Origin of the sequence: Mesonia phycicola, assembly GCF_900141885.1 — a bacterium.
Classification (GTDB): Bacteria; Bacteroidota; Bacteroidia; order Flavobacteriales; family Flavobacteriaceae; genus Mesonia; species Mesonia phycicola.
This window is the reverse complement of sequence record NZ_FQYY01000005.1, coordinates 156,767-171,205: the sequence shown is the minus strand read 5'-3', so window position 1 is coordinate 171,205 and position 14,439 is coordinate 156,767. Positions and strand designations below refer to the sequence as shown.

The following is a 14,439-nucleotide window of genomic DNA, read 5'->3' as shown; positions in this document are numbered from 1 at the left end:
TTATTCTATAAGAAATGATGCAGAAGATAATAACTTATCATTATCAAAAATATGTACAATATATTTCCCTTTTACCGTCTGGCTTTCTTCTAGATGAATTAATGCACAAACATTTAAATTTATTTGGTGGTAACTAATAAGAGTTTTTACACTGTAGTAAAGTTCTTTATCGTTAAAACTTTCTTTTTTTCTTTCTCCTATTAAATTATTATTGGGGTTTATAACTTGTATATATAGATTCTTCTCTCCTTCTGGTACAATTTTACTTTCATTTACTTCAAAACATAGTCTAATATTTTCTATTTGCTTAAGCCTTTTAGTGCTTACCACTTCTCCGTTATTTTTTAAGTAAACTCCCTCTCCAACTATATCTGAAATTTTTATAATAGAAGCTTCGTCAATTTTTTTCTGAAGTTCTTCATTTTTTAAATTTAAAGAGTCTGATTTTTGTTTGGCAGAAAGCAAGATTTGATTGGTACTATCTATTGCTGTTTTTAAATTTTTATTTTCTTCAGCTAAAATGCTTATATGGTTAAGCAAGCGTTGTTTTTCCATTTTTAATTGGTCTGCTTGTAACCTATATTTTTTTAATTGTCCGTAATTAGTTTCTAGTGTTTTTATAGAATCTAGAAGTGTTGCTATTCTCTTTTTTTCTTTTTCTAAGCTTTTTTTAATAGAAACATTATCTACGTTTAAACTATCATAAGCTGTTTGAATTTGAGAAAGCTCACTTTTTAAATAAGATTTCTCTTCTTCTAAATACTTTATATTTTCATTTTTCTCTCTATGAAAATTAAATGTATAGGTTACCATTACTAATAACCCAGCTAATAAAACTATTATAAGTATTTTTAGAATGCTTTCTTTTTTCTTTTCACTCATAAATTAAAAAACTACGTTTTTTTTATTAACTTGTTAAGAAATTAATAATGAATTGTTTAGAGATTTATTACTTTTATTTTTTCCTCAAAAATGTCTAGCATGCAACAATAATATTGTAGACAAAGATTTGATATGTGCTTTTTGTATACATCAACTACCAGTTGCTAATACATATTTAGATAACGAAAATACACTAAAAAAAGTATTTGCTAATAAAATACCAATAACTAACGCAACAACTCTTTTACATTATTACAAAAAGGGAATTACCCAGAACTTATTTCATAATTTAAAATATAAAAACCACCCAGAATTAAGTGCTTATTTTGGAGATTGGTTAAGCTCTTACTTAAATAAAACTGATTTTATGAGAGATATAGAAGTTATTATTCCCGTACCTATACATAAAACAAGATTTAAAGAAAGAGGTTATAATCAAGTAGAAGGTTTTGCAAAAACTCTTGCACATAATTTTAATAAAACATATTTAGATAATGTGCTTATAAAAAAAGAAGCTACTAAAACACAAGTTTTTAAAAGTAAATTAGCTAGAGAAGAAATAAAACCCAATTATTTTAGTTTACAAAACAACTATTTAATTGAAGGTAAACATGTTTTATTGGTAGATGATATTATTACCACAGGCTCTACACTTACATCTTGCGGTAAAATATTACTTACCGCCAAAAATATAAAACTAAGTATTGCTAGTATAGCGTACACTCCATAATTAAAAATAATTGTTTCTTTGCAGTAAATTTTAGCAGATGAACCTTAAACGCTTTATTTATACTTTTCTATTACTTATTAGCTTTACTTTCTTTTTTAATTGTGCTAAAAGAGGAATGCCACAAGGCGGACCAATAGATTCTATACCTCCTGTAGTAATTAAAGCTAATCCTGAAAATTTCTCTACTAATTTTAAAGCAAATGAAATTATAATAACGTTTAATGAGTACATTAAACTTAATAATGCGCAAAAACAAATAATTATATCTCCACCTATGGATCCTAAAGCAGAAACGTATCCTTTAAGTTCTGCTAGCAAAGAGGTGAAAATAAAAATTACAGATACTCTTTTAGAAAACACTACTTACACAATAAATTTTGGAAATAGTATACAAGATAATAATGAAGGAAACCCACTATCTTTTTACAAATATGTATTTTCTACAGGTAGTTATATAGATTCTTTATCTGTTAGTGGTTCTATAAAAGATGCCTATAGCAATAAAACAGACGAGTTTGTTTCTATTATGCTTTATGAAGTAGACTCCACTTATAACGATTCTGTTGTTTATAATAAACTGCCAACCTATATATCTTCTACACAAGATACTGTAAATACGTTTACAGTAGATAATATGAAGGCTGGCGTTTACAAAATGGTAGCTCTATTAGACAAAAACCAAAATTATAAATTTGACCCTAGCAATGACAAAATAGGTTTTCTAGATAGCCTTATCACTATACCTTCTTCAAAAAAATACAACACTTCTATTTTTAAAGAAGTTTTAAATTATAAGGCAGAAAGACCTAAACAGATTTCTAAAAATCATTTAATATTTGGTTATCAAGGTAATGCAGACAGTACTAAAATAAATGTAATTTCTGAAACCACGCCAGATTTTGAATATCGTATTTTACAAGACACAGAAAAAGATACATTACATTATTGGTACAAACCTTTTATGGAAGTAGATAGCTTAGTATTTCAAGTTACTAACCAAAAATACGTAGATACCGTTCTTACCAAGATTAAAGATATGAAAAGAGACTCTTTAACAGTAAGTGCCATTACTAAAGGTACAATAGATGTAGATACTCCTTTTAAAATTTCAGCAAATATACCTTTAACAAAATTAGACACTTCATACGTTAATATAATAAACCAAGACTCTATCCCTTTAAATTTTGAATATTCATTTGAAAAGAGAAAAAATACATATAGTATAAATTTCCCAAAAGAAGAAAAACAAATTTTTAATATTCAGCTTTTACCTGGAGCCTTAACAGATTTTTATAACGCCACAAATGACACGTTAAATTTTAGAGTAAAAACTCCAGATTTTGCAGATTTGGGAGCTTTAAACATAACCGTAACTAACATTAAATCTTATCCCGTTATTGTACAATTAACTAATGATAAAGGAGAGCTGTATAAAGAAATTATTCATCAAGAAGAAGATGGAAATGTATTTAACTTCACTTATATAAAACCTGCAGAATACCTTTTAAGAGTTATTTACGACAATAATAATAATGCTAAATGGGATACTGGTAATTACTTGAAAGGTGTACAACCTGAAGAAATTATTTATTATCCTGGTAAAATTGAAGTAAGGGCAAATTGGGATGTGGTAGAGCAGTTTAGGTTAAAGTAAAACTATCTCTATCATCTAAAAATGCAAAGCGTTTTCTGGTTTCTAAAAGATGAGATTTATTTAAATGTAAAGTTTCTGAAAATATTATATCATTTTTCAAAGTAGATAATTGTTTTCCTAACATATCATACACCACAGAATGCCCTGAATATTCGTGGTTTGTTCCATCAAAACCAACTCTATTTACTCCTGCTAAATAACACATATTTTCTATAGCTCTAGCTTTAAGTAACGTGTTCCAAGCTTCTACTCTTTTTTTAGGCCAATTTGCTACATACAAGAGTAAATCAAAATCTACTGTATTTCTAGCCCATACAGGAAAACGTAAATCATAACAAACAAGCGGGCAAATTTTCCATCCTTTATACTCTACCACTAACCTTTTACTGCCAGCAGAATAAGTATTTTGCTCTTTAGCTAATGTAAAAAGATGCTTTTTATTGTAGACTTTATAATCACCATTAGGAAAAACAAAAAATAAACGGTTATAATAATTACCTTCTTCCTTAATAATTACACTACCAGTAATAGCTGCCTCTTGCTCTGTAGCTGTTTTTTGCAACCAAGCTAAAGTCTTACCTTGCTCTTCTTCTGCTAAAACTTCAGCATTCATAGAAAAACCTGTAGTAAACATCTCTGGTAAAATTATTAAATCCGTTTTTTCTTTTAGAAGGTTTATTTTTTCTGAAAACAAATTAAGATTAGCTTCTGAATTTTCCCAAATTAAATTTTCTTGAATTATTGTAACAGTAAGATTTTCCATAAGATTAAATGTAAAAAATTTATTTGATTTCTAAGAGGAATATCCGTTTACAAACGTTTAAAAACGAAAACAAACGCAAGTAAATACTTATTAACCAACTACCACTTGCTCTTCTTCTCATCTTTGCCTCACTGAATGGAACTAATGAAATTCAGCATATAAAAATTTTTAATTATGAATGCATTAAGAAACAAAGTACAGTTAATTGGTAATCTAGGGAACAATCCAGAAATCATTAATTTAGAAAGTGGTAAAAAACTAGCTAAATTCTCTTTAGCAACTAATGAGGTTTACAAAAAAAGTAATGGAGAAAAAGTAACAGACACACAATGGCACAATATAGTTGCTTGGGGTAAAACTGCCGAAATTGTAGAAAATTACTTGTCTCAAGGTAAAGAAGTAATTATTGAGGGTAAACTGGCTACTAGAAGCTATGAGTCACAAACTGGAGAGAAAAAGTATATCACAGAAATTATAGCACAAGAACTTTTAATGATTAATAAATAATTACAGAAAACATCAAATAATCACTTGCAATTAGATAGCTTTTTTAGTTTACTAACAAAACTTTAACTTTTACACAAAAACCACAACTGTTTTACCTACGTAAGTTTTGCATAGATCAACAAAACTTATTTATTATGAAGAACAAAAATGTAAAAGTAGATCATCTTATTACTAGAAAAGGTAATAAAAGAAGACAGTTTCTAAAGATGAGCGGACTTGCAATTGCAGGTAGTGGTTTAATTTTAAGTTGTAGTGATGATGATGATTTTTCTACTCCAACAACAGATCCAGACCCAACAACTTTTGATTTAGGCGGGGGAGATTTAGGAGTTCTAAATTATGCTTACGCTTTAGAACAGTTAGAAGCAGATTTTTATACTAAGGTGGTTAATGGCTCTTACTGGTCTGGAGCAGTAGCAGAAGAAAAAGAAATTCTTCAAGACCTTTATAACCACGAAATTAACCATAGAGAGTTTTTTAAGACAGCATTAAATGCAAATTTTGATGCAGAATTAGTTTTACCAGAAAGTTTAGAATTTGATTTTTCTAGTGTAGATTTTTCAAGCAGAGATTCTGTACTGGCTACTGCACAACTTTTAGAAGATACGGGAGTAAAAGCATATAATGGTGCTGGTAAAATTATTGAAACAGCAGCATACTTGGTTATTGCAGGTAAAATTGTATCTGTAGAAGCAAGACATGCAGCTGCTATTAGAAGTATTATAGGTGGAGATATGGGTGATTTTAAACTTTTTGCAGGAGATGACGCTGTAGACCCAACCACAGGTTTAGATGGAGCAGAAAACCCATCTGTAATTATTAATGCTGCTGGCGGATTTATTGTTACTCCGTTTACAGCTAACCAATTACCGTAATTAAAACCACTTACTTTTTTCAATAATTTTAAACAAAACACTATGAATATTATAAAATTTTTAGACGAATTTACCTCAGAAAATCTAACTCAAAAAGGAGCTTCTAGAAGAGACGCATTTAGTACTTTTTCTTCTTTAGGAAAAAAAGCTGCTATAGCTGCTGTTCCCTTTGGTTTGGCTACTTTATCTAACAAAGCTAAAGCCGCAACTATGTTTCAAACCAATGAAGCGGTAGATGCATTACAATTAGCGTTAACTTTAGAATATTTAGAAGCTAGTTTTTATTTACAAGCTTTAAATTCTAATGTGCTAGACCAAGATAACACAGGTATGTCTACCGCTATATACGAGCAAATCTCTATGCATGAATCTGCTCACGTAACTTTATTAGAAGATACATTAGTAAGTTTAGGCGAAACACCTGTAGCAGAACCTACTTTTGATTTTACAGCTGGAGGAGCTTTTGACCCTTTTAATACGCAAGGAGATGCGGCTACATCTTATGCTCAATTACTAGCACTAGCACAAGCTTTTGAAGATACAGGTGTACGAGCTTACAAAGGACAAGCAGGTGCATTAATGGGTAATGATGATTTATTAACTGCTGCTTTACAAATACACTCTGTAGAAGCAAGACACGCTTCAGAAATTAGAAGGTTAAGAGGTCTTAAAGGGTGGATTACTCAAAACCAAAGAGGAGCAGGAATGCCAGAAGCAACACAAGCCGTTTATAATGGAGAAGAAAATATTGATCAAGCTACCATAATCACTACAGATTTAGGTGATGGGTCACCTTTTACCTTAGATGCCGCTACAGAAGCTTATGACGAAATTTTAACTGGAGATGAGTCTGTAGCAATTGCTAGTCTATTTATTGTATCTTAATTAGCATTAGTTTTTGCAAACAAAAAGAGTGCTCCCCACAAAAGCACTCTTTTTATTTTTTCTTTTACAAATACCTGAAAAAGTATTTTTTATAATGTATTTACTTTTAAAAAAATATTTCTTGTGCCAATCTATAAGTATTAGCGTGCGCTTCTACAATATGTTTTATTTCTACAGAATAACCACCACCCATACTACACTCCACAGGTAATTTATAATCTTTTAAAGTCTGCAAAACATAACGGTCACGTTCTTTACAATCTTTAATACTTAAACTTAGTTTACCTAATTTATCTGTCTCAAGCACATCTACACCGCTTAAATAAAATACAAAATCTGGCTTTACTTCTTTTAATAACTGCGGAAGCGTTTCTTTTAAAATTTTTAAATATTCTTCTCCCTTTGTATCATCTGGCAAACCTATATCTAAATCTGATTTTTCTTTTTTAAAAGGATAGTTTTTTTCGCCGTGCATTGAAAACGTAAATACCGAATCGTCGTCTTCAAAAATTTCTGCTGTTCCGTTGCCTTGATGCACGTCTAAATCTATTATCAATATTTTTTCAGCTAATTTTTGCTGCTGAAGATATTTTGCCGCAATTGCTTGATCGTTCAGCATACAAAAACCTTCACCTCGATTAGTATAGGCGTGATGCGTACCACCAGCTATATTAAAGGCAATTCCGTATTGTAAGGCATACTCAGATGCTTTTATTGTTCCGCCAGCAATTAGGCGTTCCCGTTCTACTAAAGCACGAGAGAGCGGAAAACCAGTTCTTCTAATTTCTTTTTGAGATAGTTTTAAATTAAGAAAATTGTAATAATAATCGGGATCGTGAACCGCACAAATGTATTTATCGTTGGGCAATTCAGGCTCAAAAAAATTAGCTTCATCACAAGTACCTTCTAACAATAATTGCTGCGGAAGCAACTCATACTTTTCCATCGGAAACCGATGCTTTGGCGGCAACGGATATACATAACTGGGATGAAATGCGATTTTGAGCATTTACGACTAATTCAAAGGAAATTTATAAACCGAATAGAAGCCTTGCTTTTTATCGAAATACGTGTAGTAGTAATGATCTTTTATTTGAAAAAAGGTTTCTTCATCAATTCTAAATTCTTCAGAAAAATCGAAAATTTCATCAAAAATATTAGCTTTTACTTCTCCTTCAGCGTGAGTCATCTCTTTAGTAAAAAGTCCTGTAAACTGAACCGATTTGGTAACTCTATAATTTAAAAACTGATTAGCTAAAGCCGATAAACCACCGGCAATTGCAGCACCAAGTAATGAATTTCCATTATACATATAGAAATAATTTGATTCGATTGCTTTAAAATTTCCGAAGGTAATTTCATAAAGACCATCACGTTCGATCACGCCAATCCCAAGCTCTGCATCATTTAAAGTTTTTCTAAAGAATTGATTGGCGGTTTCTAATTCTCGGTATTGTTTAAAACCATTTCCGCCCAACTGAACGATTGGTGTATTGGCAATTTTTAATTCGTCTTCTCGATCAAAAACTAACTCTTTATATAATTTTCCGCTATCTAAATCAATAAGCTTTAGTTTTGCCTTTTCTGTATCTAAAGAAAACTGAAATAGTTTATTTTCATAAATAAAACTATTGGTTTTCATGCGTGTACCAAATTTCTCTTCCGGCATCTCGTAATCAAACTTTTGCGCTTTGGCACTCATTTGTTTGATAGAAACATCGACAATGGTCGTATAATCGATACCCGCATCAATACTAAGTTTAAAACCATCTTGATGAGGGTAAAGTTTAAATGGCACTTGCGTCTCTTCAATACTACTTGGTATTTCTTTATTAATTACCACCGGCTCAGAAATAACTTGATCAATAGTATTGTTCTCACTACCACGCAACACATCATAAAAATCTACCGATCTGTCGAAACGATCGATAAAGGTATCTTCAGGAAATTTAATTTCATTTTTAAATGGTTCAGCTTGGTTGGCGTTAAACTCATAAATATTCATTTGTGAACCTTTTTTAGCCGCACTTACCATATAAATCTTATTATTTCTACTTAAAGTGGCTAAATAATGCTCTCGCTTTAATTTAAAATCTAATTCTTTTGTAGAAAGAATTCCGTGATTAAAATCAAAAGTTGCAAAAGCATAATTTCGACGATTATCGTTGGTCATTAACACCAATAACTTTTCTTCTTGAAGCTGAAAACCTATTAAAGCTGAATACTTATAAGGCAAACTTCTTACTTCTATGGACTTTAATTTTTTAAACTCTGAATTAAATAAGTTAGCCTGAATGCCATTAGAATGGAAGTTTAACAGGACGGTTTGCCCCGTTTCTTCATCTACAACACTAATAATCTCATCGATCTTATGAGTTGTACTTTCTTTATAAACTTCTTCTTGAGCAAAAGAAATTTGAAAAATAAGGCTTGCAATAAAGGCTAAAATTATTCGCATAAATATGGTTTAAGAAATTACGGTTCCGCTAGTTACTCCGTTTTCGTCTGGATTTACAAAAACTAATTTTCCTTCAGCATTTTCTGTCATTAAAATCATTCCTTCACTTAAAGTACCACGAAGTTTAATAGGTTTTAGGTTAGCAACCACACTAACTTTTTTACCAATAACTTCTTCTGGTTTAAAATGCTCTGCAATACCAGAAACAATGGTTCTTTTATCTATCCCTGTATCTACTTTTAATATTAAAAGTTTTTTGGCTTTCGGCATTTTTTCAGCTTCAATAATAGTACCTACGCGAAGATCTAGTTTGGTAAAATCGTCAAACTCAATAAATTCTTTTTGCGGAACAACCTCTGCTACTTCTGTAGCATTTGCTTTTTTAGTAGCTTCTAACTTATCTAGTTGTTTCTGCATTTCATCATCTTCTACTTTGGCAAATAACAATTCTGCTTTACCTATTTGATGATTTTCTGGTAACAAAATTTTATCTGTTGAAATATCATTCCAAGACCTCTCGACTCCGCTCGAGGTGACTACATCGTCTAGATTCAGCATTTTTTTCAACTTTTCTGAAGTAAACGGTAAGAATGGCTCACTTAAAGTTGCTAAAGCAGAAGCTATTTGAAGCGCCACATACATTACAGTTTGTGTACGTTCTTTATCTGTTTTAAAAGTTTTCCAAGGTTCTTCGTCGGCTAAATATTTATTACCTAATCTAGCCACATTCATCAACTCTACTTGAGCTTCTCTAAATCTATATTTCTCTATAGAGCTAGCAATTACTGCTGGGTAGGCTTTTAGCTCTGCCAAAGTTTGCTGATCTATTTCAGATAAATCTGACGGGCTTGGCACTTTACCGTCGTAATATTTGTTAGTTAAAACAACAACTCGGTTTATAAAATTACCAAAAATGGCTACCAATTCACTATTGTTACGCTGCTGAAAGTCTTTCCACGTAAAATCATTATCTTTAGTTTCTGGAGCGTTGGCAGTTAACACGTAACGCAACACATCTTCTTTTCCTGGGAAGTCTTCTAAATATTCGTGTAACCAAACTGCCCAATTTTTAGAAGTAGAAAGTTTGTTACCCTCTAAATTTAAAAACTCATTTGCCGGTACATTGTCTGGTAAAATATAATCTCCGTGAGCTTTTAGCATTGCTGGAAAAATAATACAGTGAAAGACAATATTATCTTTCCCTATAAAATGTACTAGCTTAGTATCTTCATCTTTCCAGTAAGGTTCCCAATCTTTCCCTTCACGTTCTGCCCATTGTTTGGTGGCAGAAATATACCCGATAGGTGCATCAAACCAAACGTAAAGCACTTTACCTTCTCCGCCTTCTACGGGCACAGGTATACCCCAATCTAAATCACGAGTTACCGCACGAGCACGAAGACCATCATCTATCCAAGATTTACATTGACCGTATACATTAGATTTCCAATCTTTTTTATGTTCTTTTAAAATCCATTCTTTTAAAAATGGCTCGTATTGATCTAAAGGTAAAAACCAGTGGCGTGTTTCTTTTAAAACTGGCGTTGCTCCGGTAATTGCCGACTTCGGATTAATTAAATCGGTAGCATTATGTGAAGTTCCGCATTTTTCACATTGGTCTCCGTAGCTTTCTTCAAAACCGCATTTAGGGCAAGTTCCTACCACAAAACGATCTGCTAAAAATTGCTGCGCTTCTTCATCATAAAGTTGTTGAGTAACTTCTTCTATAAATTTATCTTCATCGTATAATTTCTGAAAAAAATCTGATGCAGTTTGGTGATGAATATCTGAAGAGGTACGAGAGTAATTATCAAAAGTGATTCCAAAATCTTGAAAAGACTTTCTAATAATACCATCATACTTATCTACTACATCTTGAGGTGTTATACCTTCTTTTTTTGCTTTTATAGTAATTGGCACACCGTGTTCATCACTACCGCAAACAAATGCCACATCTTTACCTAACTGCCTTAAATATCTTGCATAAATATCTGCTGGTACATACACTCCTGCTAAATGCCCAATATGAATTGGACCGTTAGTATAAGGTAATGCTGCTGTAATTGTATATCTTTTTGGTGTACTCATGTTTTGATTTTTAAAGGCGTAAAGGTAATAAAAGCGCTTTAGTTTCTATATATAGAACAATAGATTATATTCGCAGAAAATAATCTAACATTTAACATTATGAAAAACATTTACTTAATGCTATTAACTGTATGTGTAGCAATTTCTTCTATCTCTTGTGATAGTGACGACGACAACGGTAACACCTCTGATGACAACTACTTAATGATTGACGGAGTAAATTACGAACTTGAATCAGGTGTAATTTACGATTACGGTGTTTCTTACGAAGGCGGATCTTACAATTTTGATATTATTTTAACCGATACAGATGTTGTTACAAGTGAAGATGGAGTACAAACTCCAGAAGATACGGTTTTTAACACTGTTTATTTTGAATTATGGTCTGATAATGCTGATGATTTATCTACAGGAACTTATAGCTATGAAGGTACTGCAGACTCTGATGCATTTACATATACTAATGGGGAAATTGAGATTAACTATAATATTGAAAATGGAGACGCAGATTCTTATCATGAAATAATTTCTGGAGATGTAGTTATTTCTGAAAATGGTAGTACTTATGAAATTTCTTTTGAAGGAACTACTGAAGATGGTAGCGAGGTTTCTTTATTTTATAGAGGAAGTCTTATTACTAACTAAGCAAAGCATAATAAATTTTACAGAGAGGAAAGTTAATTACTTTCCTCTTTTTTTTGCTACAATATTAATTGACAATTGCGCTAGGGATGGCAGCGGCATCCTTTTTTATGCGGTAGCAAAAAAAGATATAGCGTACAGCCCGACCCTTGTGGTAGCGCCATAAAAAAATCCCTAAAAGCTAAATGCCTTTAGGGATTTATATTTTGAATGAGAAAGTTTATTCTACTTCTTGGTTTTTTTTGTACGCATCGCTATGTACATTAGCTACTGCTCTACCAGAAGGATCGTTCATGTTTTTAAAAGACTCGTCCCACTCTAATGCTGTTGGTGTACTACAAGCTATAGATGGTACAGATGGCACAGACATAGCTGCAGCATCACTTGGGAAATGTTCTGAAAAAATTGAACGGTAGTAATATTCTTCTTTACTACTTGGTGGTTGTATTGGAAATTTAAAGTGTGCATTGGCTAATTGCTCATCGCTTACTTTCTCATTAACCATTTCTTTTAAGGTATCTATCCAGCTATAACCTACACCGTCAGAAAATTGTTCTTTCTGGCGCCAAGCTACGCTTTCTGGTAAATAATCTTCAAAAGCTTTACGAAGCACCCATTTTTCCATACGCTCCCCATTAATCATTTTGTCTTTTGGGTTTATACGCATAGCAACATCCATAAATTCTTTATCTAAAAATGGCACACGACCTTCTATACCCCAAGCACAAAGAGATTTGTTAGCTCGTAGACAATCGTACATATGTAGTTTATCTAACTTACGTACAGTTTCTTCATGAAACTCTTTATCATTTGGTGCTTTATGGAAGTATAAATAACCGCCAAAAATTTCGTCTGAACCTTCTCCAGAAAGTACCATTTTTATACCCATTGCTTTAATAGCACGAGACATTAAATACATAGGGGTAGAGGCTCTTACGGTAGTAACATCATAAGTTTCTAAATGATAAATTACGTCTTTTATAGCATCTAAACCTTCTTGTATGGTAAATTTAATTTCGTGATGTACGGTATCTAAATGATCTGCTACTTTTCTAGCTGCTGCTAAATCTGGCGAACCTTCTAACCCGATAGCAAATGAGTGCAAACGTGGCCACCAAGCCTCATCTGTATCTTGACTTTCTATACGCTTTTGCGCATATTTTTTTGCTAAAGCTGAAGTAATGGAAGAGTCTAAACCTCCAGATAATAAAACTCCGTAAGGGACATCACTCATTAATTGACGGTGTACTGCTTTTTCTAAAGCTTCACGCAATTCTTGAATATTTGTTTCATTATCTTTTACATTATCATACTCCATCCAATCACGCTCATACCATTTTTGGAAACCTTCTTCTTTACTAGATAGGTAATGCCCTGGAGGAAACAATTCAATCTTCATACATTTTCCTTCTAGCGCTTTTAACTCTGAAGCTACATAGAAAGTTCCGTTTTCATCCCAACCAATATAAAGCGGGATTATCCCCATATGATCACGAGCAACAAGATATTCATCTTTCTCTGCATCATAAAGCGCAAAGCCAAAAATACCGTTTAAATCGTCTAAAAAATTAACTCCTTTTTCTTTATAAAGTGCTAAAATTATTTCACAGTCAGAATTGGTCTGAAAATTATAATTACCATTTAGCTGATTTCGTAGATTTAAGTGATTATAAATTTCACCATTGGCAGCAAGTACCAAATTACCATCTTCAGAAAACAAAGGTTGTTTTCCTGAAGTAGGATCTACAATCGCCAAGCGCTCATGCGCCATAATGGCCTTCTCGTTACTGTACACACCGCTCCAATCTGGACCACGGTGACGAATACATTTCGCCATTTCCAGTAACTGAGGTCGTAATGTTTCAGAGGCTTCCTTTAAATCGAAAGCACAAACAATTCCGCACATAATAGTTACGTTTTAAAAAATTAGTAAATAAAAAATCAACTCTCTTTTAAGAGTTGACTTTGTTGAATTAACTAATATAGAGTTTTTTTTTTACAAGACACCCTTTATTTCACATCAACCCTAACTATTAAAGATACCTTAACAAAACAAGGGTTTAATTTGTTTTTTTTCAATAAACAGGGTTTTAATTACGAAAAACAACAGTGTCAATTATTAACACCTTTGAAATTTTGTTTAGCATTATTTTTAAGTATCTTTATGAAGTAGATAATGCTTTCATAACGCATTTACCAAAGTGTTTAATACCACTTTACAACTAACAAAAAACCGCTAGGAGTAGCGGTTTTTTATTTTTATAATTTTAGTTTTTTAATATTATATCATTATAGATTAATAAGTTATTGTCTCCATAATTTTTAAGTAATAAATCTGCTAACATCTCTTCATTAATAGAATTTACTATCTGCCTCATAATCCAATCAAAATCTGGATTTTCTAATGATAAAAAATAATCATTTCGCAATAAACCTCTTCTCATTCCCAATTTTCATTATACCAATTTCTACTAGAACACTCACAAATTTCATAATTAAAACTATAGTGACATTTTGGTAATTCTGCTCGTTTAGGAAATAAAACTCCTAAAGTTACATTCTTATTTGCTTTTCTATTTTTCTTTAGAAACTTCTAATCTATCATTTGATTAGAGAAGATTTGAGTCCAATCTAGCATTTCCTTAAATAACTCTGATTGTTGTATATTAAAAGCGTAACAAGAACATAGATTAAAATGCAAAAGATCTAGAAACTCATCTTTAAAAAAGTTTAATGTCATTTTTAACTATTATTCACCTATAACTAGAAAAAAAAATATAACGCATAAAAAAAGCCTCACATTTCTGTAAGGCTTTTAATTTTCGCTCCTCTTCTTGGGCTCGAACCAAGGACCCTCTGATTAACAGTCAGATGCTCTAACCAACTGAGCTAAAGAGGAGTTTATGTCTTGCTTTGCGTTTTAATTGCTTAGCGGTTGCAAATATAATCACTTTT

Annotated in this window: 13 protein-coding genes and 1 tRNA gene; 6 read left to right on the top strand and 8 right to left on the bottom strand. The window is 31.8% G+C overall.

The features are described from left to right. Positions 1 to 882 (bottom strand): hypothetical protein, encoded by an 882-nt coding sequence (locus BUC03_RS08745; protein ID WP_073150513.1) that lies wholly within the window; start codon positions 880 to 882, stop codon positions 1 to 3. A 52-nt stretch (positions 883 to 934) separates the two neighbouring features. Between BUC03_RS08745 and BUC03_RS08740 the strand changes: the two genes are divergently transcribed. Both BUC03_RS08740 and BUC03_RS08735 read left to right on the top strand, forming a co-directional pair. Continuing rightward, a complete protein-coding gene (locus BUC03_RS08740; RefSeq protein ID WP_073150510.1) occupies positions 935 to 1,612 on the top strand; it encodes a ComF family protein in 678 nt (225 codons plus the stop codon). A 37-nt stretch (positions 1,613 to 1,649) separates the two neighbouring features. Next, the gene (locus tag BUC03_RS08735; protein WP_073150507.1) at positions 1,650 to 3,266 is read left to right on the top strand and encodes an Ig-like domain-containing domain; all 1,617 of its coding nucleotides are present in this window, start codon (positions 1,650 to 1,652) and stop codon (positions 3,264 to 3,266) included. On the opposite strand, the gene BUC03_RS08730 is transcribed toward BUC03_RS08735, so the two are convergent. Next, complete coding sequence (locus tag BUC03_RS08730) at positions 3,253 to 4,029, bottom strand: amidohydrolase (protein WP_073150504.1); 777 nt, start codon at positions 4,027 to 4,029, stop codon at positions 3,253 to 3,255. The two genes, BUC03_RS08735 and BUC03_RS08730, sit on opposite strands and share 14 nt — an antisense overlap. Positions 4,030 to 4,203: 174 nt before the next feature. On the opposite strand from BUC03_RS08730, the gene BUC03_RS08725 reads away from it, so the two are divergent. The 3 genes from BUC03_RS08725 (at position 4,204) to BUC03_RS08715 (ending at position 6,296) form a co-directional block, all read left to right on the top strand. Beyond that, on the top strand, positions 4,204 to 4,536 hold the full coding sequence (locus tag BUC03_RS08725) for a single-stranded DNA-binding protein (RefSeq protein WP_073150501.1): 333 nt from the start codon (positions 4,204 to 4,206) through the stop codon (positions 4,534 to 4,536). A gap of 134 nt (positions 4,537 to 4,670) precedes the next feature. Continuing rightward, positions 4,671 to 5,411, top strand: a complete 741-nt coding sequence (locus tag BUC03_RS08720; RefSeq protein ID WP_073150498.1) for a ferritin-like domain-containing protein — start codon at positions 4,671 to 4,673, stop codon at positions 5,409 to 5,411. Positions 5,412 to 5,453: 42 nt separating this feature from the next. Then, positions 5,454 to 6,296, top strand: a complete 843-nt coding sequence (locus BUC03_RS08715) for a ferritin-like domain-containing protein (protein WP_073150496.1) — start codon at positions 5,454 to 5,456, stop codon at positions 6,294 to 6,296. 106 nt (positions 6,297 to 6,402) lie between these two features. On the opposite strand, the gene BUC03_RS08710 is transcribed toward BUC03_RS08715, so the two are convergent. From BUC03_RS08710 to metG, 3 genes are read right to left on the bottom strand one after another with little or no spacing between them, the layout of a single operon-like run. Beyond that, positions 6,403 to 7,305 (bottom strand): histone deacetylase family protein, encoded by a 903-nt coding sequence (locus BUC03_RS08710; RefSeq protein WP_073150493.1) that lies wholly within the window; start codon positions 7,303 to 7,305, stop codon positions 6,403 to 6,405. 6 nt (positions 7,306 to 7,311) lie between these two features. Next, positions 7,312 to 8,754 carry a hypothetical protein gene (locus tag BUC03_RS08705; RefSeq protein ID WP_073150490.1) on the bottom strand — a complete coding sequence of 481 codons (1,443 nt, stop codon included), beginning with the start codon at positions 8,752 to 8,754 and terminating at the stop codon, positions 7,312 to 7,314. A 9-nt stretch (positions 8,755 to 8,763) separates the two neighbouring features. After that, a complete protein-coding gene (metG, locus tag BUC03_RS08700; protein WP_073150488.1) occupies positions 8,764 to 10,842 on the bottom strand; it encodes a methionine--tRNA ligase in 2,079 nt (692 codons plus the stop codon). Positions 10,843 to 10,941: 99 nt separating this feature from the next. Here metG and BUC03_RS08695 point away from each other — a divergent pair, with 99 nt between their 5' ends. Next, positions 10,942 to 11,487, top strand: a complete 546-nt coding sequence (locus BUC03_RS08695; RefSeq protein ID WP_073150485.1) for a hypothetical protein — start codon at positions 10,942 to 10,944, stop codon at positions 11,485 to 11,487. A 217-nt stretch (positions 11,488 to 11,704) separates the two neighbouring features. On the opposite strand, the gene asnB is transcribed toward BUC03_RS08695, so the two are convergent. The 3 genes from asnB to BUC03_RS08680 all read right to left on the bottom strand — a co-directional run bounded on the left by asnB (position 11,705) and on the right by BUC03_RS08680 (position 14,383). Next, positions 11,705 to 13,390: an asparagine synthase B gene (gene asnB / locus BUC03_RS08690; RefSeq protein ID WP_073150482.1), complete on the bottom strand. Its 1,686-nt coding sequence runs from the start codon at positions 13,388 to 13,390 to the stop codon at positions 11,705 to 11,707. A 361-nt stretch (positions 13,391 to 13,751) separates the two neighbouring features. Next, on the bottom strand, positions 13,752 to 13,928 hold the full coding sequence (locus BUC03_RS15185; protein WP_159432709.1) for a hypothetical protein: 177 nt from the start codon (positions 13,926 to 13,928) through the stop codon (positions 13,752 to 13,754). A 381-nt stretch (positions 13,929 to 14,309) separates the two neighbouring features. Continuing rightward, positions 14,310 to 14,383: transfer RNA gene (locus BUC03_RS08680), tRNA-Asn, on the bottom strand. Between the last annotated feature and the right edge of the window lie 56 nt (positions 14,384 to 14,439).